This is a genomic window from Micromonospora sp. AMSO1212t, from assembly GCF_008868145.1.
Taxonomy (GTDB): domain Bacteria; phylum Actinomycetota; class Actinomycetes; order Mycobacteriales; family Micromonosporaceae; genus Micromonospora; species Micromonospora tulbaghiae.
The window spans coordinates 1-18,387 of sequence record NZ_WBKS01000122.1 but is presented as its reverse complement, the minus strand read 5'-3'; the positions used below and the strand labels follow the sequence as shown (position 1 = coordinate 18,387).

The window sequence follows — 18,387 nt, the reverse complement described above, 5'->3', positions numbered from 1 at the left end:
GGTGGGGGCGCCGGTGTAGAACGCGGTGACGCGCTCGCCTGCGGCTTGTGCCTCGTCGGGCGGGGTGCCGGCCTCTACGCTTGCGGCCGTCCAGCTCTTGCTGGACTCGGTGACGAAACGACGGCCCTCGTCCGAGGCCATCCACTCGGCTGCGGCGGCCGGGTCGACGCCCGTGCCGTCGGTGGCGAAGTGGGAGGTCAGGCCGACCAGCGCCAGGTCCCAGCCGATGCCGACCGCGCCCGGGCCGTACTCGGCCCACCGCTGGTCGTCGACGTGCGCGACGTGCTCCAGCTCGAAGCGGGTACGCCCCGGTCCCGCCTCGCGCAACCGCACCTCGATCCAGCTCACCTCGCCGCCGAACTCCCAGGTGGCGGCGAAGCCGTGCGGCGGGTCACAGCGCTCGACGGTGCCGCCGGCGTTGCCCTCCAGCTGGTACCGGCCGCCGAGGCTCAGGTCACCGGAGACCGGCAGGAACCAGCGGGGTATCCGTTCCGGGTTCGTGCAGGCGTCGAAGACGTCGGCGACCGGCGCGTCGTACGTCTGGGCGATGGTGAGCACCCGCGCCTGCCCGGCGGGAAGCGTACGGTCGCCGATGCGGCGCTCGACGGCGCTGATCTGTCCGGTCACGTCGATCATGGTTCGGTCCTCTCGTCGTCGGTGGTGTCCTCGCGCAGCCGTCGCTCGCGGCGGCCCCGGGCCAGCTCGGTGGCGAGCGCCGCCAGTGGTGGCGTCCAGAAGCGGCGGAACCCGTCCAGCCACGCGTCGATCTCGCGCAGCGGGCCGGGATCCACGGCGTAGAGGCGGCGGGTGCCCTCGGCGCGCACTGTGGTGAAGCCGTGCTCGCGCAGCACCTTGAGGTGCTGTGAGACGGCGGGCTGGCTGATGCCGAACTCGCGCCGCACGGTCTCGCCGAGCGCGCCGGCGGGTTGCTCGCCGTCGGCGAGCAGTTCCAGGATCCGGCGGCGGACCGGGTCGCCGAGGACGTCGAAGGCGTGCACAACGCCTTTGTATCAGACGAGGCTTATATAAGCCAGCATTGACACAGCGAGCACCGACGCGACGCGGGGCGCCCGTCGCACCCGGGCGCCCCGCGTATCCCCGTGGTCAGCCGCCGAGACGGGTGGCGACGGTACGACGCAGCTCCGGCAGGCGGTCGTGCAGCAGGCCGGGGCACTGCGTGTCGTTGAAGTCCTTGTGCCCGTAGATCTCGGTGGGCGCGATGCCGTACTGCTGGCAGGTGAACGCGCAGAACGTGACCAGGCTGTTCCAGAGCGCCTGCGGCGGCTGCACGTTCACGTAGATGCCGTCGTTCTCGATGCCGATGGCCTGGCTGTTCTGCCCGACGCAGTGCGCGCCCTGCACCATGGTCTGGCCGTGCAGCAGCGCGTAGAGGCTGCCGTGCCGGCCCTCGGTCAGGTAGCCGCCCCGGCTGTTGGTGAAGTGCTGCCCGGAGTCGAGCCAGCCGTTGCTGTCCATGTGCAGGTTCTGGATGTCGCGGGAGTTGCGGTACGCCTGGGCGAGGCTGTAGTCGGTGGTGTTCGGGAACGCCGTGTGGTGGACGATGATCTTGTTGGGCCGGCTGGCCACCACGCTCACCGGCGACGAGGGCGGGCGGGCGCCCCAGGTCGCGCAGTTGGCGATGGTCGGCTGGTCGACCCGGGTGGCGGCGGCCCGCGCGCCGGGGCCGGAGCCGATCTGGGTGAGCGCGCCGACGCCGGCGGCGGCGCCGAGCAGGACCGCGCCGCGCAGCACGGTCCGCCGGGGTACGGGAAGGGACATCGCAACCTCCTCGCGGAAGGGGGCGCCGGATCGACCGGTACGCCGGGCGTGGCGGGACCGGCGCCGCCCGCCACGCCCGGGCCGGGGTCAGCAGGTTCCGTTGCAGGCCAGTACGCGTAGCCGGTCGAGCGAGCCGTTCCACACGTTCTGGTCACCGGGGAAGACGCCGGAGGAGGACCACTGCCAGAACGAGTACGTGCCCCAGCCGGCCGGCAGCGTGCCGACGCTGCTTGCGTAGCGGGCGATCCACAGCGGGTTGTTGGCGGCGAACTGCGAGGTGTTGCCGGTGCAGGTGCTCCACCAGTCGGTGGTGGTGTAGATGGTGGCCCACCGGCCGGTGCGGGCGTAGTACTGGTTGACGAACGAGGCGATCCAGCTGCGCATCGACGCCTGGCTCAGCCCGTAGCAGGTCGCGCCGTACGGGTTGTACTCGATGTCCAGCGCGCCGGGCAGCGTCCGCCCGTCCTTCGACCAGCCGCCGCCGTGGTCGACGAAGTAGTTGGCCTGGGTGGCGCCGCTCGTGGTGTCCGGACGGGCGAAGTGGTACGAGCCGCGGATCATCCCGACGTTGTACGAGCCGTTGTACTGCTGGGCGAAGTACGGGTTGGTGTAGTACGTGCCCTCGGTCGCCTTGACGTACGCGAACCGGGCGCCGTTGGCCCACGCCCCGGACCAGTTCACGTTGCCCTGGTAGCTGGACACGTCCATGCCGGGCAGCCCGGCCGGGGCGGCGCCGGCGGGGGCCGCCCCGAACAGGGTCGCCGCGGCGACGGTGGCGGTGGCGAGCAGCGCGGCTCCGGCCGCGCGCAGCGCCGATCGGATCGACCTGTGCATCTGTCCTCCCTGGGGGTTGCCGCGCTCCGGCGGCGGGAGTATGACGAAAGGAACTGTCGTCATTAGGTCACAGGGCGGAGAAACTTTTCAATAGATTGCATCGAAGAATCTCACTGGATAGGGTGCTCAGCCGAGCTGGGCGAGCGCCTCGGCGGCGGCGCGCTCGCCGGCGGTCACCGCGCCCTCCAGGTAGCCGCTCCACCGGGTCGCCGTCTCCGTGCCGGCCCAGTGCACCCGGCCCACCGGCGTCCGCAGCTCCGGGCCGTACGCGCACCACGCACCGGGCGGCAGGACGCCGCAGAAGCAGCCGCGCGTCCACTCGTCGGCCGACCAGTCGTACTCGACGAGGTCGTCGGGGCGCGCGGCGGCCGGGCCGAAGATCGCGGCGAGCGCGTCGCGCAGCGCGGCCCGGCGCGCGTCGTCAGGCAGCCGGCGCAGCGCCCGGGCCTGCGCGCCGTAGCTGAACGCGGTGAGCACCCCGCCCGGCGCGTCCGGCAGGGAGTTGTCCACCGTCTCGGTGAGCGGCCCGGTGTCGGTGCTGGACACGCCGGAGCGGCCGTCGGCGCGCCAGAACGGCTCCGGGTAGAGCGCGTGCACCTTGAGCGCCACACCCATCGGCATCCGCTGGGTCAGGCCGTCGCGCAGCGGCGGCAGCGGCGGGTCGTACCGGATCCGCCCGGCCAGCGTCGGCGCCAGCGCTACCACCGCCGCGTCGCCGCGGTACGTCTCGCCGCCGGCGCGCACCCGCACGCCGTCGCCGTCCTGCGCGACGCCGTCCACCGGCGCGCGCAGGCACAGGCTCCCCGGCGGCAGCGCGGCGGCCATCCGCTCGGCCAGCACGGCCGGACCGCCGACGACGCGGTCCTGCTGGGCGCCACCGGCCATGCCGAGCAGCGACCGGGTGCCGCCGCCGCTGCGCAGGTAGAACAGCAGGTGCAGCAGCGAGACCTCGTCCGGCGAGGCGGCCAGCAGTCCACCGGCGAGCAGCCGGCCCGCGTACCGGGCGGTGACCGGGCCGGCCGCGCTCGCGTCGAGCCAGCCGCCGAGCGTGATCCGGTCCCATCGTGCCGCGTCGTCCGCCCGCCACGGCGCGGCCGGGTCGAGCCGGGCCGGCATCTCGTCGAGCGTGCCGAGCAGTCCGGACAGCCCGGGCGGTTCGCCGGTGGCCGGGCGCCCGCCGAGCAGCAGCGTCGGCTGACCGTGCGCGGGGGAGGGAAAGGTGGCCAGCCCGTACGTGGCGACGAGCGCGTACATCCGGTTCTGGGTCGGGCCGATCCACTGCGCGCCGAGATCGAGCCAGCCGCCGCCGGGCAGCGGGCGGCTGCGCGTCCGGCCGCCCACCCGGTCCCGCGCCTCCAGCACCCGCACCTCGGCACCGGCCGCGTCCAGCGCGAGCGCGCAGGCCAGGCCGGAGAACCCGGCGCCCACGACGACGACCCGGTGGCGGCGCACGCGTCGGCGTACCCCGCTCCCGGCCGGATTCACCCGGCCCGGCGTGTCGAAACGGGCGCCCACCGTTCGTGTGGAGGGTGAAGGGACGGCGCGGGGCCGTCCGGCGGTGACGAGGAGAAGCCGATGAAGCAGTACCTGATCAGCATGTACCAGCCGGCCGGCCAGGGCCGTCCGGACCCGGAGTTCCTGGCCGGGGTGATGCGGGAGGTCGAGGCCATCGGCCGGGACCTGCGGGAGGCGGGGTGCTGGGTGTTCGGCAACGGCCTGCACGACCCGCAGACCGCCACCGTGCTGCGCCCGGCCGGTGACGAGGTGCTGGTCACCGACGGGCCGTTCGCCGAGGGCAAGGAGTACCTGGGCGGCGTCACCGTCATCCGGGCGCCCGACCTGGACGCCGCACTGGACTGGGGCCGCCGGTACGCCCTGGCCACCACGCTGCCGATCGAGGTCCGCCCGTTCCAGGGCGAGGGATGACCGACGTCGAACAGGTCTTCCGGGCCGAGTACGGCCGCGCGGTAGCCGTCATGGTCCGTCTCCTCGGCGACATCGACCTCGCCGAGGAGGCGGTCCAGGAGGCGTTCGCGATCGCCGTGACGCGCTGGGCCGCGGACGGACCGCCGCCCAGTCCGGCCGGCTGGATCATCACCACCGCCCGGAACCGGGCGATCGACAGGTTGCGGCGCGAGGCGACCCGGAAGGCGCGGCACGCCGAGGCCGCCCTGCTGCACGCCGCCGACCCGCCCGCCGAGGAGGGGCCCGTGCCCGACGACCGCCTGCGCCTGATCTTCACCTGCTGCCACCCGGCGCTCGCCGCTCCCGCCCGGGTGGCGTTGACGCTGCGCCTGCTCGGCGGCCTGAGCACCGGCGAGATCGCGCGGGCCTTCCTGGTGCCGGAGCCGACGATGGCCCAGCGCCTGGTCCGGGCCAAGGCGAAGATCCGCGACGCCGGCATCCCGTACCGGGTGCCGCGTGACGCGGACCTGCCGGACCGGCTGCGCGGGGTGCTCGCCGTGGTGTACCTGATCTTCAACGAGGGGCACACGGCCAGCGCGGGGGAGCGGCTGGGCCGGGCCGAGCTGGGTGCCGAGGCGATCCGGCTGGGCCGGCTGCTGGTGACGTTGATGCCGGACGAGCCGGAGGCGCTCGGCCTGCTCGCGCTGATGCTGCTCACCGAGGCGCGTCGCGACGCCCGGACCGGCCCGGACGGGGTGCCGGTGTCGCTGTCCGAGCAGGACCGCGGCCGATGGGACCGGGAGCTGATCGGCGAGGGGCAGGAACTGGTCCGCCGGTGCCTGCGACGGGGCCGGCCCGGCCCGTACCAGATCCAGGCCGCGATCGGCGCCGTGCACGCGGACGCGCCCACCGCCGCCGCCACCGACTGGGGACAGATCCTCGCGCTCTACGACCAGTTGACGGCCGTCGCGCCGGGACCGGTGGTGGCGCTGAACCGGGCGGTCGCGCTGGCCGAGGTGCGCGGGCCGGCGGCCGGACTGGCCGCTGTGGACGGTCTGGACCTGGGCGGCTACCACGTGTGGCACGCGATCCGGGCCGACCTGCTGCGCCGCCTGGACCGCCCGGCGCAGGCCCGGGCGGCGTACGACGCGGCGATCGCCGGCACCGGCAACGCCGCGGAGCAGACGTTCCTGCGCCGTGCCCGCGACCGCATGCCGGGATGATCGCACCGACCGTCCACGTAGGAGCCCTGGAGACGAGGGGGAAGGAGCCGTGATCGTCTGGGCATTGACGCGGCGGCAGAGAAAAGTACACTCCCGGTGTAATTAGTTTTTCCACGCCCCGTCGACCGGCACGAGGTGACGATGAGCCCACCGGCCACAGCCGCCGACGGCCTGGCGCTGCACCACGTCGGCGTGCGCTTCGGCGGCCTGGTCGCCCTCGACGACGTCTCGCTGCGGGTACCGCCGGGCCGGGTCGTCGGCGTGATCGGGCCCAACGGCGCCGGCAAGACCACCCTGTTCAACGTGGTCTGCGGCTTCGTCCGGCCGACCGAGGGGTCGCTCACCCTGGACGGCAGGCCGTTCCGGCCCCGCCCGCACGCCCTCACCCGGCTCGGCATCGCCCGCACACTCCAGGGCGTCGGGCTGTTCGCCGGGCTGACCGTGCTGGAGAACGTGGTCGCCGGCGCGAGTCACACCGCCCGCGCCGGTTTCGCCGCCGCGCTGTTCGGTCTGCCCCGCAGCGACAACGACGAGCGGCGGCTGCGCGCGGCCGCCCTGGACCTGCTCGCCGAACTGGGCATCGGGAAGTACGCCGACGCGGTGCCGGCCACCCTGCCGTACCCGGTCCGCAAGCGGGTCGCGCTGGCTCGCGCGCTGATCGCCCGTCCCCGGCTGCTGCTGCTCGACGAACCGGCCGGCGGCCTCGGCGCCGACGACGTGGCCGAGCTGGCCGACCTGGTCCGCGCGCTGCCCGGACGCGACGACGGCTGCGCCGTCCTGCTCGTCGAGCACCACATGGACCTGGTCATGTCCGTCTGCCACGACCTGGTGGTGCTCGACTTCGGCAAGGTGATCGCGGCCGGCCCGCCGGAGCGCATCCGCGACGACCCCCGGGTCACCGAGGCGTACCTGGGCGCGGACGTGCCGGCCGAGGGGAGCGCGTCGTGACCGCCGTGCTGGAGGTCGAGGCGCTCAGCTGCGGCTACGGACCGGTGCCGGTGCTGCACGACGTCGAGTTCACCGTCCCGGCCGGCACCGTCACCGCCGTGCTGGGCGCCAACGGCGCGGGCAAGACCACGCTGCTGCGTACCCTCTCGGGTCTGCTCCGTCCCACCGGTGGCCGCGTCCGGTACGCGGGGGAGGACCTGCGCGGCGTCCGGGTCGAACACCTGGTCCGGCGCGGCCTGGCGCACGTGCCGGAGGGGCGCGGCGTGGTGACCGAGCTGACCGTGGCGGAGAACCTGCGCCTCGGCGGGTTGTGGCGGCGCGACCGGGCCGACGCCCGGCGCGCGCAGGACGAGGTGTACGAGCTGTTCCCCGCCCTGGCCCGCCGCCGCGACCACGCCGGACACCAGCTCTCCGGCGGCGAACGGCAGATGCTCGCGATCGGGCGGGCGCTGATCGCCCGGCCCCGGCTGCTGCTGCTCGACGAGCCGTCGCTCGGGCTGGCGCCCAAGGTGGCCGCGCAGATCATGGCGCTGCTGCGGCGGCTGCGCGACGAGCGAGGGCTCACCGTCCTGCTCGTCGAGCAGAACGTGCGCACCGCGCTGTCGGTAGCCGACCAGGGCATCGTCATGTCGCTCGGGCGGGTGGTGACGGCCGCGCCGGCCGCCCGGCTGCGCGACGACGACCAGCTCCGGCACGCGTACCTCGGATTCTAGGAAGGGGGTCGCGGATGGAGCGGTTCTGGTTCCTCACCTTCGACGGGCTCGCCTCCGGGGCGGTGTACGCGGCGTTCGCGCTCGCGCTGGTGCTCATCTGGCGGGCCGCCCGGGTGGTCAACTTCGCCCAGGGCGCGATGGCCGTGGCCACCGCCTACGTCGGGTACGCGGTCGTCTCCGCCACCGGCTCGTACTGGCTGGGCCTGGCCGCCGCGATCCTGTCCGGACTGGCCCTGGGCGCGCTGGTGGAGCGGGTGCTGATGCGGTTCGCCGGCCCCGGCGGCCCGCTCAACCAGGTGATCGTCGCGCTCGGCCTGGTGCTCGTCATCCAGGCGGTGCTCGGCATGTTCTTCGGCAACGACTACCGGCCCGCCCCGGCACCGTTCGACACCGACGCGCTCACCATCGGCGGGGTGGCCGCGCTGTCCCCGTACGACCTGTGGGTGCTCGGCTCGGCGCTCACAGTGGTGGCGCTGCTCGCGCTGCTGTTCACCCGTACCCCGGTCGGCCTGCGCATGCGGGCCGCCGCGTTCGCACCCGAGGTGTCCCGGCTGCTCGGCGTCAGCGTCGGCCGGATGCTCACGCTGGGCTGGGCGCTCGCCGCCGGGGTCGGCGCGCTCGCCGGCATGCTGGTCGTCCCCACCGGACTCGGCCTGCACTCGCACGCCATGGACCTGGTCTTCGTGGTCGCGTTCACCGCCGCCGTGGTCGGCGGCCTGGACAGCCCGGTCGGCGCTGTCGTCGGCGGCCTGCTGGTCGGGCTGATCCTGTCCTACGTCACCGGCTACCTGGGACCGGACACCACCCCGCTGGCCGTCCTGGTGCTGCTGCTGGCCGTCCTGCTGGTCCGCCCCGGCGGGCTCTTCTCCGCGGCGAGAGCGAGGCACGTGTGACGAGCACACCCACCGAGATCGCGCCCGCCGCGCCGTCCCCGCTGCGTCGGCTGCTCCCCGGCGCACCCGCCGGACGCGAGGCGCGCGGATCCACGCTGCTGCGCCACCTCGCGGTGGCCGTATTCGTCGGCACGCTCGTCGTGCTGGTCACCAACCAGCTCGCGCCGTACCAGAACCTCCAGGTGGCGCGCGTCTGCGCGTTCCTCTGCGTCACCGCCGGGCACACCGTGCTGGTCGGGCTCAACGGCCAGCTCTCCCTCGGGCACGGCGCGCTGATGGCCACCGGCGCGTACACCATGGCGCTGACCCAGCAGGCCCTCGACGAGCGGGCCGTACGCGGCTGGTGGACGCTGCCCGCGTCGCTGCTCGCGGCCGTCGCGGTGACCGCGCTCGGCGGGCTCGTCGTCGGGCTGGCGGCGGCCCGGCTGCGCGGCCCCTACCTGGCCGGTGTGACCCTGGCCGTGGCGACGCTCGTCCCGGCGGTCACCACGATCTTCACCGGCGTGTTCAACGGCGAGCAGGGTCTGCCGTTCCCGGCCCAGACGCCACCGGCGGCACTCGGCGCCTACTTCCAGCCCGAACGCTGGCTGGCCTGGATCGCGCTGGCCGCCGCGCTGCTCACCATGCTGCTGCTGGCGAACCTGGTCCGCAGCCGCTTCGGCCGGTCCCTGCGGGCGGTCCGCGACGACGAGGTCGCCGCCCGGCTCGCCGGTATCCCGGTGGCCCGCACGCAGGTGCTCGCGTTCGTGGTCAGCGCCGCCTGCGCCGGCCTGGGCGGCGGCGTGTACGCCATGCTCACCGCCACCGTCGCGCCCGGCAAGTTCCCGCTGGACCTGTCGCTGTTCCTGCTCATGGCGATCGTGATCGGCGGGCTGGGCAGCCTGGCCGGCGCGGTCTGGGGAGCGGTGCTGCTGGTGGCGCTCCAGGACCTGCCCGGTCTGCTCACCGAACACCTCAGCCTCTCCGCCGGGCTGGCCCAGCGGCTGGAGGGCAACCTCGCGCTCGCCGTGTTCGGCCTGGTCCTCATCGTCGTCATGCTCGCCGCCCCGGGCGGCATCGCCGGGGGCGTCCGCGCCGTGCGCGCCCGGCTGCTCGCGGCGCTGCGCCGTCGCCGGGCCACCCGGTCGCCGGACCGCTGACCTCACCGGTTCCACCCACCGTTCGCACCGTCGCACCGGATTGGAGAACCATGCGCCCCACCACCCGCCGCGTTCTCGCGGCCGCCGCAGGCCTGGCCCTGCTGGCCGCGTTACCTGCTTGCGCCGACGACGAGAAGCAGGCCGCCGAGAACGTCCCCGGCGTCAGCGACTCCGAGGTCGTCATCGGCACCCACCAACCGCTCACCGGACCGGCCGCGCCCGGCTACTCGAAGATCTCCGCCGCCACCAAGGCGTACTTCGAGCACGTCAACAGCAAGGGCGGCGTGCACGGCCGGAAGATCGTCTACAAGGTCATGGACGACGGCTACAACCCCGCCAACACCGAGAACGTGGTCCGCAAGCTGGTGCTCGACGACAAGGTCTTCGCGCTGCTCGGCGGCCTGGGCACGCCCACGCACACGAACGTGCTGGAGTTCGTCAAGACGCAGAAGGTGCCGGACCTGTTCGTCGCCTCCGGCAGCCGCAACTGGAACCAGCCGGACAAGTATCCGACGACGTTCGGCTGGCAGCCCGACTACACGGTCGAGGGCAAGATCCTGGCCGGCTACGTCAAGCGCGAGTTCCCCGGCGCGAAGGTCTGCCACTTCGGGCAGAACGACGACTTCGGGCGGGACTCGCTGGCCGGCGTCGAGCAGGTCCTCGGCCCGGTCGCGGCGAAGCAGACGTACACCACCACCAACCAGCAGGTCGGCCCGGCGATCGGGGCGCTGCGCGCGGCCGGCTGCCAGGTGGTCGTCGCGGCGACCATCCCCGGCTTCACCGCGCTCGCCATGGGCCAGGCCGCCGGGCAGGGCTTCAAGGCGCAGTGGGTGGTGTCCAACGTGGGCGCCGACTACACCACGCTGTCCGCGCAGCTCGGCGACAAGAAGGTGATCCTCGAGGGCATGGTGGCCGACAACTACCTGCCGAACGTGGCCGACACCGCGAACCCGTGGATCCAGGAGTTCACCAAGATCCACCAGAAGTACAACGCCGGCAACCCGGTCGACGGCAACGCGATCTACGGCTACTCGATGGCGTACACGTTCGTGCAGGCGATGCTCGCCGCCGGGCCCGACCCCACCCGGGAGAAGCTGGTCGAGGCCGTGCGCAAGGGCGGCTTCCGCGGCCCGGGCCTGGTCCCCTTCCGGTACGCCGAGGGCGTGCACGCCGGCTACGGCGGGGTCCGGCTCACCAAGGTGAGCAACGGCGTGCAGGCGTACTTCGGTCCCGCGTACACCACCGACGACGGTGACGGCGCCGTCACCGAGTTCACCGACCCGCCGACGAACCCGCCCGCGGACGCCGTGCCGACGTCCTGACCACAGTGCTGTCGCCGGGCGGCCGGGTGCCGGTCGCCCGGCGGCACGCACGTAGAGTGGCCGCCGGCAGACGAGCAACAGGAGAGCCCGTACCCATGATCGAGCTGGAGACCGACCCGCCGGAGCGGGTGGACGGCCGGGCGGCGCGGGCCGAGCGGACCCGCGCCGCGATCGTGGAGGCGCACCTGGCCCTGATCGACTCCGGTGACCTGCGGCCCACCGGGGAACGGATCGCCGAGCGGGCCGGGGTGTCGCTGCGCACGCTCTGGACCAACTTCAAGGACATGGAGACGCTGTTCGCCGCGACCGGGCGGCGGGTCGGCGAGCGGCAGGCCGCGCTCTGGCGGCCGGTGTCGCCGGAGCTGCCGCTGACCGCCCGGATCGCCGCGTTCTGCGACCAGCGCGCCCGGCTGCTGGAGGTGCTGGCGCCCTCGGCCCGCGCGTCGGCGCTGCGGGAGCCGTTCTCCCCGCAGTTGCGCCGCAACCGGGAGGCGGCCGTCACCCGGGTCCGGCAGGAGATCGAGGCGGTGTTCGCCCCGGAGCTGGCGCAGGCCGGGCCGGGCCGGGAACAGTTGGTGGACGCGCTCACGGTGGCCGGCACCTGGTCGGCCTGGTCGATGATGCGCGACTCGATGGGGCTCGACGTCGACGCCTCCCGCGCCGTGATGGCCCGTACGCTCGGCGCGCTGCTGGTCGACGCGATCGCCGCCGGCCTGCGCTGACGCTCCCGGCGGCCTGAGCTGAGCGCCCCGGCGGCCGTCAGGCGATCTCGCCGGCGGCCGCGACCTCGCCGAGCTGACCCAGCGTGCTCAGGTAGGTGTCGTGCAGCTCGTCGGTGGCCGCCGTGCACGCGTCGGAGACGGTGACGATGCGGTACCCGTGGTCGACCGCCTGGTAGGCGGTGCCGGTGACGGCCAGGTTCGTCGCGACGCCGGTGAACACGACGGTCCGCACGCCCCGGCCGCGCAGGATCAGGTCCAGTTCGGTGCCGAAGAACCCGCCGAGCCGGGTGGAGGTGACGACGACGTCGCCCGGCTGCCGCGCGACCTCGTCGACGATCCGGGTCTTCGGGTCGCCCTCCAGGAACGCCCCGTGTTCCCTGATCATGGCGAAGCTCGGGGTGTTGGCGATCAGGTCCGGATAGCCGGGCCGGTAGGCGACGCGGGTGAAGACGACCAGGCCGCCCGCCGCGCGCGCGGCGACGGCGACCCGGGCCGCGTTCGCCGCCACGCCGTGCCGGGCCACCTGGCCGGCGAAGAACGGGCCGAAGACGCCGTCCGGGCTGACCACCTCGTGTTGCCAGTGGACGCCCACGACCGCGGTGTGCGCCCAGTCGATGCGCTGCATGTCGATCCCGTCACGGTGCGGAGAGTTGCTGCGGCGCCAGCTCGTAGCGGCTCAGGCCGCCGGCGGCGGTGCTCCTGCCGAAGGCGTCCCGGCGCCCCCAGCGGCCGGGGACGTCGAGCAACGCCACGTAGTCGAGGCTAGCAGGCAGGGCGGGCCGGGCCACGAGATCGTCGCCGACCGGCCGGAGCCCGAGCATCGTCCGCAGGAGCAGCAGCGGCGCTCCGGCCGACCAGGCCTGCGGGCTGCACGCGGTCGGATACCGGATCGGGTAGCGGGTCTCGGACCGGGCGTGCCCGGCGAACGCCTCCGGCAGCCGGCCGTCGTAGAAGGCCGCCGCGTCCAGGATGCCGGCCGCGATGCGGGCCGCCTCGTCGGCGTACCCGTAGCGCCGCAGACCCCAGGCGATGAACGAGTTGTCGAACGGCCAGATGGTCCCGACGTGGTAGCCGACCGGGTTGTAGCGGGCCTCGCCCTCGGCCAGCGTGCGGACACCCCAGCCGCTGAACATCGCCGGTGACATCAGGTGCCGTACCAGGGCCTCGGCCTTCGGCTCCTCGACGATGCCGCTCCACAGCAGGTGGCCGATGTTCGACGACAGGGCGTCCACCCGGCGACCGTCGCCGTCCAGCGCCAGCGCCATGTACTCGCCGTCGTCGATCCAGAAGTCGTGGTTGAAGCGGCGCCTGAGGTCGGCGGCGTCCCGCTCCAGCCGGTCCGCGTACGCCGGGTCGTGCCAGATCTCGCGGGCCAGCCGGGCGGTGCGCACCTTCGCGTCGTACGCGTACCCCTGGAGTTCGCAGGTGGCGCGCGGGAAGCCCGGCAGCCGGCCGTCGCGGTGGGAGATGCTGTCCCAGGAGTCCTTCCAGCACTGGTTCTCCAGGCCGTTCACCGGGTTGCGCCGCTCGTAGGAGACGTAGCCGTTGCCGGCCCGGTCGGCGTAGTGGTCGATCCAGTCGACGGCCGCCCGCGCCTCCTGCTCCACCGCGCGTACGAGGGCGGCGTCGCCGGTCCACCGCTCGTACTCGTCGAGCAGCACGAGGAACAGGGGAGTGGCGTCCGCGCTGCCGAAGTAGGGGCTGTGCGGTGTCTCGTCGAAGACGGTCAGCTCGCCGTAGCGCATCTCGTGCAGGATCCGGCCCGGCTCCTCCTCCCGGAAGTCGTCGATCCGGCTGCCCTGGCGGAAGGCGAGCACGGTGAGCGTGGTGGCGGCGAGTTCGGGTGCGAACGGCAGCGCCTGGAGGCTGGTGAGGATGCTGTCGCGGCCGAACAGGCACATGAACCAGGGCAACCCGGCGGCCAGGACGCACCCGGCTCCGGCGAGGAACGGACTGAACCGCAGCGCGGCCAGGTCGATGAGGCTCTGCCGGTAGGTGTTCTGCAACGGTCCCCAGCTGGTCTCCAGGCGCGGCGCCCGGTCCAGCCACTCTCGTAGCTCGGCGGGCTTGTTCCGGGCGTGGCCCTCGACCCGTCCGGGCAGGCTGAGCCGCTCCAGCCCTCGGGGCAGGGAGAGGTCCGGTTCGGCGCTCAACCGGGTCTGCCACCGGCCGTGCGCTTCGATGTGCACGCGCAGCGTCAGGCCGCTCTCGTCCACCTCCGCCGGAGCCGTCGCCGACACGATCGTCTCGCGGCGGTAGCGTTCGCGCTGGTAACCCAGGACGAGTCGCGGGCCGTCGACCCGCCGGTAGTGCCGCCCCTCGCGGTTCGTCGCGCCCTCCTTGACCGCGAAGAGGTCCGCGAAGTCCGCGTCCACCTCGATCCGCACGGTCAGGTCGACGGGCCGCCGGTCGTTGTTGACCAGGAGCAGATCCTCCTGGAGTCCGGTGTCGAGCCGGTGGGTCCGGCGCACCTCCAGCGTGCTGTTGACGTAGACGTCCTGACTGCCCGGAACCAGGTAGAACCGGTTCTCGAAGTACTGGATGTCGTCGATGGACAGCGTGCTGAGCCGCTCGCCGTCGATGGTGAGCTGCCACCGGGACAGCAGGCGGGTGTCGTGGGCGAACAGGCCGTGGGTGGCGTCGGCCGCCGGGACGATGTCGCCCGCCCGGTCGCAGACCAGGAAGATCGTCCCGTCGAAGATGCCGACGTGGCCGTCAGCCATCGTCGTCTCCCCGGTGTCGTTCCGGGCGCGAGCCGGGCGGGGAGGGGAACAGTCGGCGTACGGTCGCGAACAGCCGCGGGCTGCCCTCCACCTCGGCCTCGCCGCGCAGGACCGTGGTCAGGAAGTACGCCTCGCCCCGCGCGATCCGGTCGAAGACGGCCCGGTCCGCCCGGACGACCGCGTCCCCGCCGGTGGCCTGCCGCGCCGCGGTGACCTCGCCCCGGGCGATGGAGACCAGCCAGTGGTCGACCGAGCCGTCGCCGGCGATGTCGAACCGGACGGTGCCCTCGTGCAGCGCTGTCAGCCCGCGCTGCCTGTGCTGCCCCAGGCTCCGGAAGAACTCTTCGGTGGCGTCGACCATCGGCCCTCCTCCCGATGGCGCTATTCCCCGCCACGGGGCCTGTCGCCTCACCCGGAACGGGTGAAACCGGGGAAGCCGGAGACCTAGTCCTCGCGCAGCAGGCGCAGGATTCTGGCCAGCTCGGTCCGGTCCTCCGGTGCGAGCGCGCCGAAGAACCGTGCCGCCTCGGTGGCCCGCGCCTGCCGGATGGCGGTGCCCACCCGCTCGCCCTCGGCGGTGGGGGCGACAAGCGTGGCCCGCCGGTCGTCCGGGTCGGGCCGGCGCTCGACCAGGCCCCGCTCCTGCAACCCGTCGACCACCTCGGTGGCCGAGCGCGGCGCGATGCGCAGGTGCTCGGCGAGTGCGCCGGGCCGCAGCGCGCCGTGACGCATCAGCACGCCGAGCGCCCGCGCCTGCCCGGGGCTGATCTCCCACGGCTCCAGCGCGCGTTTGGTCTGGTGACGCAGTCGGCGGGTCACCGCCCAGAACGTCTCGGCCAGGCTCTCGTCGCTGCCGCTCACGGGGAATACGGTAGCAGTATTTCGTGTTGCTCCCTCATGTTGAGGTAACCTCAGCATTGTCGTTAACCTCAGCATCGTCCCCCACATGAGGAGCACCCTTGGATCGCATCCCCGACGGCCGCCGTGACGGCCGAACCGTTTCCCCCGCCGAGAAGGCCCAGGCCCGCGAGGTGTCCCTGCGCCGGATCGGCGGCCTGTTCACCGCCCACCGAGGCCCGCTCGCCACCGTCGTGGCGATCATCGTGGCGTCCTCGATCATCGCGATGGCCACGCCGTTCCTGCTGCGTGCCGTGATCGACCGGGCCCTGCCCGAGCGTGACCTGACGCTGCTGGCCTGGCTGGTCGCGGGCATGGTCGCGGTGGCCGCTGTCACCGCCGTGCTCGGCGTCGCGCAGACCTGGATCTCCACCCGCGTCGGTCAGGAGGTCATGCACCGGCTGCGCGCCGACGTCTTCGCCCACCTCCAGCGGCAGTCGATCGGCTTCTTCGTGCGCACCCGCACCGGCGAGGTGCAGTCCCGCATCACCAACGACATCGGCGGCATGCAGTCGGTGGTCACCTCCACCGCCACCTCGATCGCCGCCAACCTCACCACTGTCGTCGCCACCACCATCGCCATGCTGGCGCTGAGCTGGCGCCTCACCCTGGTCTCGGCGGTCGTGCTGCCGCCCGCGCTCTGGCTCACCCGCCGGGTCGCCCGGCTGCGCCGGGAGATCACCGCCCAGCGTCAGCGCGAACTGGCCGACCTCACGGTGACCATCGAGGAGGGGCTGTCGGTCAGCGGCGTACGGCTGGCCAAGACGCTCGGCACCGGCCCGGCCCTGGTCGACCGGTTCACCGCCTCCTCGGCCCGCCTGGTCGACCTGGAACTGCGCTCGGAGCTGGCCGGACGCTGGCGGATGGCAGCCATGAGCATCGTCTTCGCCGCCATCCCCGCGGTGATCTACCTGGGCGCCGGGCTGCCCGGCACCGCCGGCACGCTCACCATCGGCACGCTCGTCGCGTTCACCGCGCTCCAGGGCAACCTGTTCCGGCCGCTGATGGGCCTGCTCAACGTGGGCGTGACGCTCACCGCGTCGCTGGCGCTGTTCGCCCGGATCTTCGAATACCTCGACCTGCCCGTCGAGGTCGCCGAGCCGGCCCGCCCGGTCCCGCTGGACCCGGCCACGGCCCGCGGCCACCTGCGCATCGAGGACGTCACCTTCAGCTACCCGGGAAGCGACACCGCCGCGCTCGCGGGCGTCAGCCTGGACGTCCCGGCCGGCACGAGCCTCGCCCTGGTGGGGGAGACCGGCTCCGGCAAGAGCACGCTCGCCGCGCTGATCAGCCGGCTGCACGACCCGGACGCCGGCCGCATCACCATCGACGGGATCGACCTGCGCGACCTGCGCCCGGCCGACCTGGCCGCCGTCGTGGGCGTGGTCAGCCAGGAGACGTACCTGCTGCACGCCACCGTGCGGGACAACCTCCGGTACGCGCGCCCGGACGCCACCGACGCCGACATCGAGGCCGCCGCCCGCGCCGCCCGCATCCACGACCTCATCGCTGCGCTGCCCGACGGGTACGACACCATGGTCGGCTCGCGCGGCCACCGGTTCTCCGGCGGCGAGCAGCAGCGCCTGGCGATCGCCCGGACCCTGCTGCGCAACCCGCGGATCCTGGTGCTGGACGAGGCGACGAGCGCGCTGGACACCGAGACCGAGCGCGCGGTCCAGCGGGCGCTGGACGAGCTGGCCCGGGGCCGGACCGTGGTGACCATCGCGCACCGGCTCTCCACCGTCCGCGACGCCGACCGCATCGCGGTGCTCGACCACGGCCGGATCGTCGAGTCCGGCACCCACGACGCGTTGCTGGACCGGCGCGGCCGGTACGCCGCCCTGGTCGGCTGACCGTAGGAAAGTTTTGGCCGGGCATTCATCCCCGTAGCTATTTACCCGACGTTCGCGCGGCCCATAGCATCGACCCTGATCACTCGATGCGAGGAGGGGAACGATGTCGCTGATGACCACCGCCGCCCGGTGGCGCGTGCCGGCGCTGCTCACGACCGCTGTCGTCGCCGGGGCGATGCTCGGCGTGCAGCCCGCGCAGGCCGCCCGGCCGGGCTTCCGGATGCCGTTCCTGTGCGGGCAGACCTGGCAGGGCAACAACTGGAACGGGCACAGCCCCGCCCACGCCATCGACTGGAACCACTACGACGCCAACGGCAGTCCCGACGACCTCAACCGCCGGACGGTCGCCAGTGCCGCCGGCACCGTCCTGGAGTCGTACTACTCCACCACCTCCGGCTACGGGAACACCATCGTCATCGGGCACGGCGACGGCTGGCGCACCCGGTACGCCCACCTCAACTCGCGTGCGGTGGCCAAGGGCGACACCGTGAAGCGCGGCGACGTCATCGGCCGGGTCGGCGCGACGTCGGCGAAGTACGACCTCAGCCCGCACCTGCACTACGAGCAGATCCACGACGGCAGCGTCGTCGTGGCGGTCGTCCAGGGCGTCACCTGGTCCGACGGGCTCAAGCGCAACCAGACCAGCACCAACGGCTGCTGACCCCGGGAAACCCGCCGACCGGGATGAAACCCGATCTGCAAGACGTGATTTACGGAGCGCCAATGGGTAGAGTGGCGCGGTGCGCAGCGGAGTGCAGGCTCAGGTCCCGGTCCTGAACGTCGGTGACGTCGACGCGGCCGGCCGGTTCTACGCCCTGTTCGGCTACACCGGGCAGCGCGGCGAGGACGGCCGGTCGCGCCTGCGCTGCGGCGACCTGACCCTGCTGATCTTTGAGGCCAGCCCGGTCCCGGCCGCGCTGTACCTCTACGTCGACGACGTCGCCGCGACCGCCGAACGCCTCGTCGCAGCCGGCCATCCGGTCGACCACCTTCCCGGCGGTGAGTGCCGCACCGTCGACCCGGACGGCAACACGATCCTGTTCACCCGGTCGTCGTCCCTGCCCGTCCCGGCCCCGCAGGCAGCGGACGGGCGGCCCTCGCAGGTCCGGCGGGCCGCCCAGGTCGCCGCGCGGCGCGACGGTGCTCCCGGGTACTGCCAGATCGGCGGGCCGCGCGGCGAGCCCTGCGCCGAGCCGGCCGAGGTCAAGCTCGCCGACTCGTGGGGCGACACGGTGTGGGGCTGCCTGACCCATGCCGACGAGGCGCTCGTCAACGCGCGCGGCGCGTTCCTGGCCACCGAGGACAGCACCGGCATCGCCGCGTACCTGGCCGCCCGGCAGACCCGTCCCGAGACGGCCGCCGTCCCGGCCTGACCCGCCCGGCTCAGACCCGGGGCGGCTCCGGCTCGCCAGGGCGGGGCCGCTGCCCCGGGGCCG

General features: G+C 73.5%; 20 protein-coding genes. 11 read left to right on the top strand and 9 right to left on the bottom strand.

The features are described 5' to 3' along the window. From F8279_RS24140 to F8279_RS24120, 5 genes are all read right to left on the bottom strand, one after another. On the bottom strand, positions 1 to 636 hold a 636-nt coding region (locus F8279_RS24140; RefSeq protein ID WP_151501161.1), incomplete at its 3' end, for an SRPBCC family protein. Beyond that, complete coding sequence (locus F8279_RS24135) at positions 633 to 998, bottom strand: helix-turn-helix transcriptional regulator (protein WP_091417492.1); 366 nt, start codon at positions 996 to 998, stop codon at positions 633 to 635. The genes F8279_RS24140 and F8279_RS24135, both read right to left, overlap by 4 nt. A gap of 106 nt (positions 999 to 1,104) precedes the next feature. After that, positions 1,105 to 1,779, bottom strand: a complete 675-nt coding sequence (locus F8279_RS24130) for a peptidoglycan recognition family protein (RefSeq protein WP_151501160.1) — start codon at positions 1,777 to 1,779, stop codon at positions 1,105 to 1,107. Between the two features lie 87 nt (positions 1,780 to 1,866). Continuing rightward, a complete protein-coding gene (locus F8279_RS24125; RefSeq protein WP_151501159.1) occupies positions 1,867 to 2,613 on the bottom strand; it encodes a lysozyme in 747 nt (248 codons plus the stop codon). 126 nt (positions 2,614 to 2,739) lie between these two features. Further along, on the bottom strand, positions 2,740 to 4,197 hold the full coding sequence (locus tag F8279_RS24120; RefSeq protein WP_151501162.1) for an FAD-dependent oxidoreductase: 1,458 nt from the start codon (positions 4,195 to 4,197) through the stop codon (positions 2,740 to 2,742). On the opposite strand from F8279_RS24120, the gene F8279_RS24115 reads away from it, so the two are divergent. The 8 genes from F8279_RS24115 (at position 4,189) to F8279_RS24080 (ending at position 11,478) form a co-directional block, all read left to right on the top strand. Beyond that, entirely contained in the window at positions 4,189 to 4,539 is a 351-nt protein-coding gene (locus F8279_RS24115) for a YciI family protein (protein ID WP_071094667.1), read from the top strand. The genes F8279_RS24120 and F8279_RS24115 overlap by 9 nt on opposite strands. Beyond that, on the top strand, positions 4,536 to 5,741 hold the full coding sequence (locus F8279_RS24110; protein WP_151501158.1) for an RNA polymerase sigma factor: 1,206 nt from the start codon (positions 4,536 to 4,538) through the stop codon (positions 5,739 to 5,741). The genes F8279_RS24115 and F8279_RS24110 overlap by 4 nt, the downstream gene beginning before the upstream one ends. Before the next feature lie 141 nt (positions 5,742 to 5,882). Further along, positions 5,883 to 6,689, top strand: a complete 807-nt coding sequence (locus F8279_RS24105) for an ABC transporter ATP-binding protein (protein WP_151501157.1) — start codon at positions 5,883 to 5,885, stop codon at positions 6,687 to 6,689. After that, positions 6,686 to 7,402, top strand: a complete 717-nt coding sequence (locus tag F8279_RS24100; RefSeq protein ID WP_091417507.1) for an ABC transporter ATP-binding protein — start codon at positions 6,686 to 6,688, stop codon at positions 7,400 to 7,402. Before F8279_RS24105 ends, F8279_RS24100 begins: the two co-directional genes overlap by 4 nt. 14 nt (positions 7,403 to 7,416) lie before the next feature. Next, positions 7,417 to 8,295, top strand: coding sequence for a branched-chain amino acid ABC transporter permease (locus F8279_RS24095; RefSeq protein WP_151501156.1), 879 nt, complete (start codon positions 7,417 to 7,419; stop codon positions 8,293 to 8,295). Then, the gene (locus tag F8279_RS24090) at positions 8,292 to 9,434 is read left to right on the top strand and encodes a branched-chain amino acid ABC transporter permease (protein ID WP_091417514.1); all 1,143 of its coding nucleotides are present in this window, start codon (positions 8,292 to 8,294) and stop codon (positions 9,432 to 9,434) included. Before F8279_RS24095 ends, F8279_RS24090 begins: the two co-directional genes overlap by 4 nt. Positions 9,435 to 9,484: 50 nt before the next feature. Further along, positions 9,485 to 10,756 carry an ABC transporter substrate-binding protein gene (locus tag F8279_RS24085; protein ID WP_091417517.1) on the top strand — a complete coding sequence of 424 codons (1,272 nt, stop codon included), beginning with the start codon at positions 9,485 to 9,487 and terminating at the stop codon, positions 10,754 to 10,756. A 95-nt stretch (positions 10,757 to 10,851) separates the two neighbouring features. Continuing rightward, positions 10,852 to 11,478, top strand: coding sequence for a TetR/AcrR family transcriptional regulator (locus F8279_RS24080; RefSeq protein WP_151501155.1), 627 nt, complete (start codon positions 10,852 to 10,854; stop codon positions 11,476 to 11,478). Between the two features lie 37 nt (positions 11,479 to 11,515). Here the strand turns inward: F8279_RS24080 and F8279_RS24075 are convergent, their stop codons facing one another. The 4 genes from F8279_RS24075 to F8279_RS24060 all read right to left on the bottom strand — a co-directional run bounded on the left by F8279_RS24075 (position 11,516) and on the right by F8279_RS24060 (position 15,062). Further along, positions 11,516 to 12,103: a cysteine hydrolase family protein gene (locus tag F8279_RS24075; RefSeq protein ID WP_091417523.1), complete on the bottom strand. Its 588-nt coding sequence runs from the start codon at positions 12,101 to 12,103 to the stop codon at positions 11,516 to 11,518. Between the two features lie 10 nt (positions 12,104 to 12,113). Beyond that, positions 12,114 to 14,201 (bottom strand): glycogen debranching N-terminal domain-containing protein, encoded by a 2,088-nt coding sequence (locus tag F8279_RS24070; protein WP_151501154.1) that lies wholly within the window; start codon positions 14,199 to 14,201, stop codon positions 12,114 to 12,116. Continuing rightward, entirely contained in the window at positions 14,194 to 14,562 is a 369-nt protein-coding gene (locus F8279_RS24065) for an SCP2 sterol-binding domain-containing protein (protein ID WP_091417529.1), read from the bottom strand. The genes F8279_RS24070 and F8279_RS24065 overlap by 8 nt, the downstream gene beginning before the upstream one ends. Positions 14,563 to 14,645: 83 nt before the next feature. Beyond that, a complete protein-coding gene (locus tag F8279_RS24060) occupies positions 14,646 to 15,062 on the bottom strand; it encodes a MarR family winged helix-turn-helix transcriptional regulator (protein WP_091417533.1) in 417 nt (138 codons plus the stop codon). Positions 15,063 to 15,160: 98 nt separating this feature from the next. Between F8279_RS24060 and F8279_RS24055 the strand changes: the two genes are divergently transcribed. The 3 genes from F8279_RS24055 to F8279_RS24045 all read left to right on the top strand — a co-directional run bounded on the left by F8279_RS24055 (position 15,161) and on the right by F8279_RS24045 (position 18,324). Continuing rightward, a complete protein-coding gene (locus F8279_RS24055) occupies positions 15,161 to 16,951 on the top strand; it encodes an ABC transporter ATP-binding protein (RefSeq protein WP_151501153.1) in 1,791 nt (596 codons plus the stop codon). Between the two features lie 103 nt (positions 16,952 to 17,054). Then, positions 17,055 to 17,612: a M23 family metallopeptidase gene (locus tag F8279_RS24050; RefSeq protein ID WP_091417541.1), complete on the top strand. Its 558-nt coding sequence runs from the start codon at positions 17,055 to 17,057 to the stop codon at positions 17,610 to 17,612. A gap of 79 nt (positions 17,613 to 17,691) precedes the next feature. Continuing rightward, complete coding sequence (locus tag F8279_RS24045) at positions 17,692 to 18,324, top strand: glyoxalase/bleomycin resistance/extradiol dioxygenase family protein (protein WP_151501152.1); 633 nt, start codon at positions 17,692 to 17,694, stop codon at positions 18,322 to 18,324. Positions 18,325 to 18,387 lie beyond the last annotated feature (63 nt).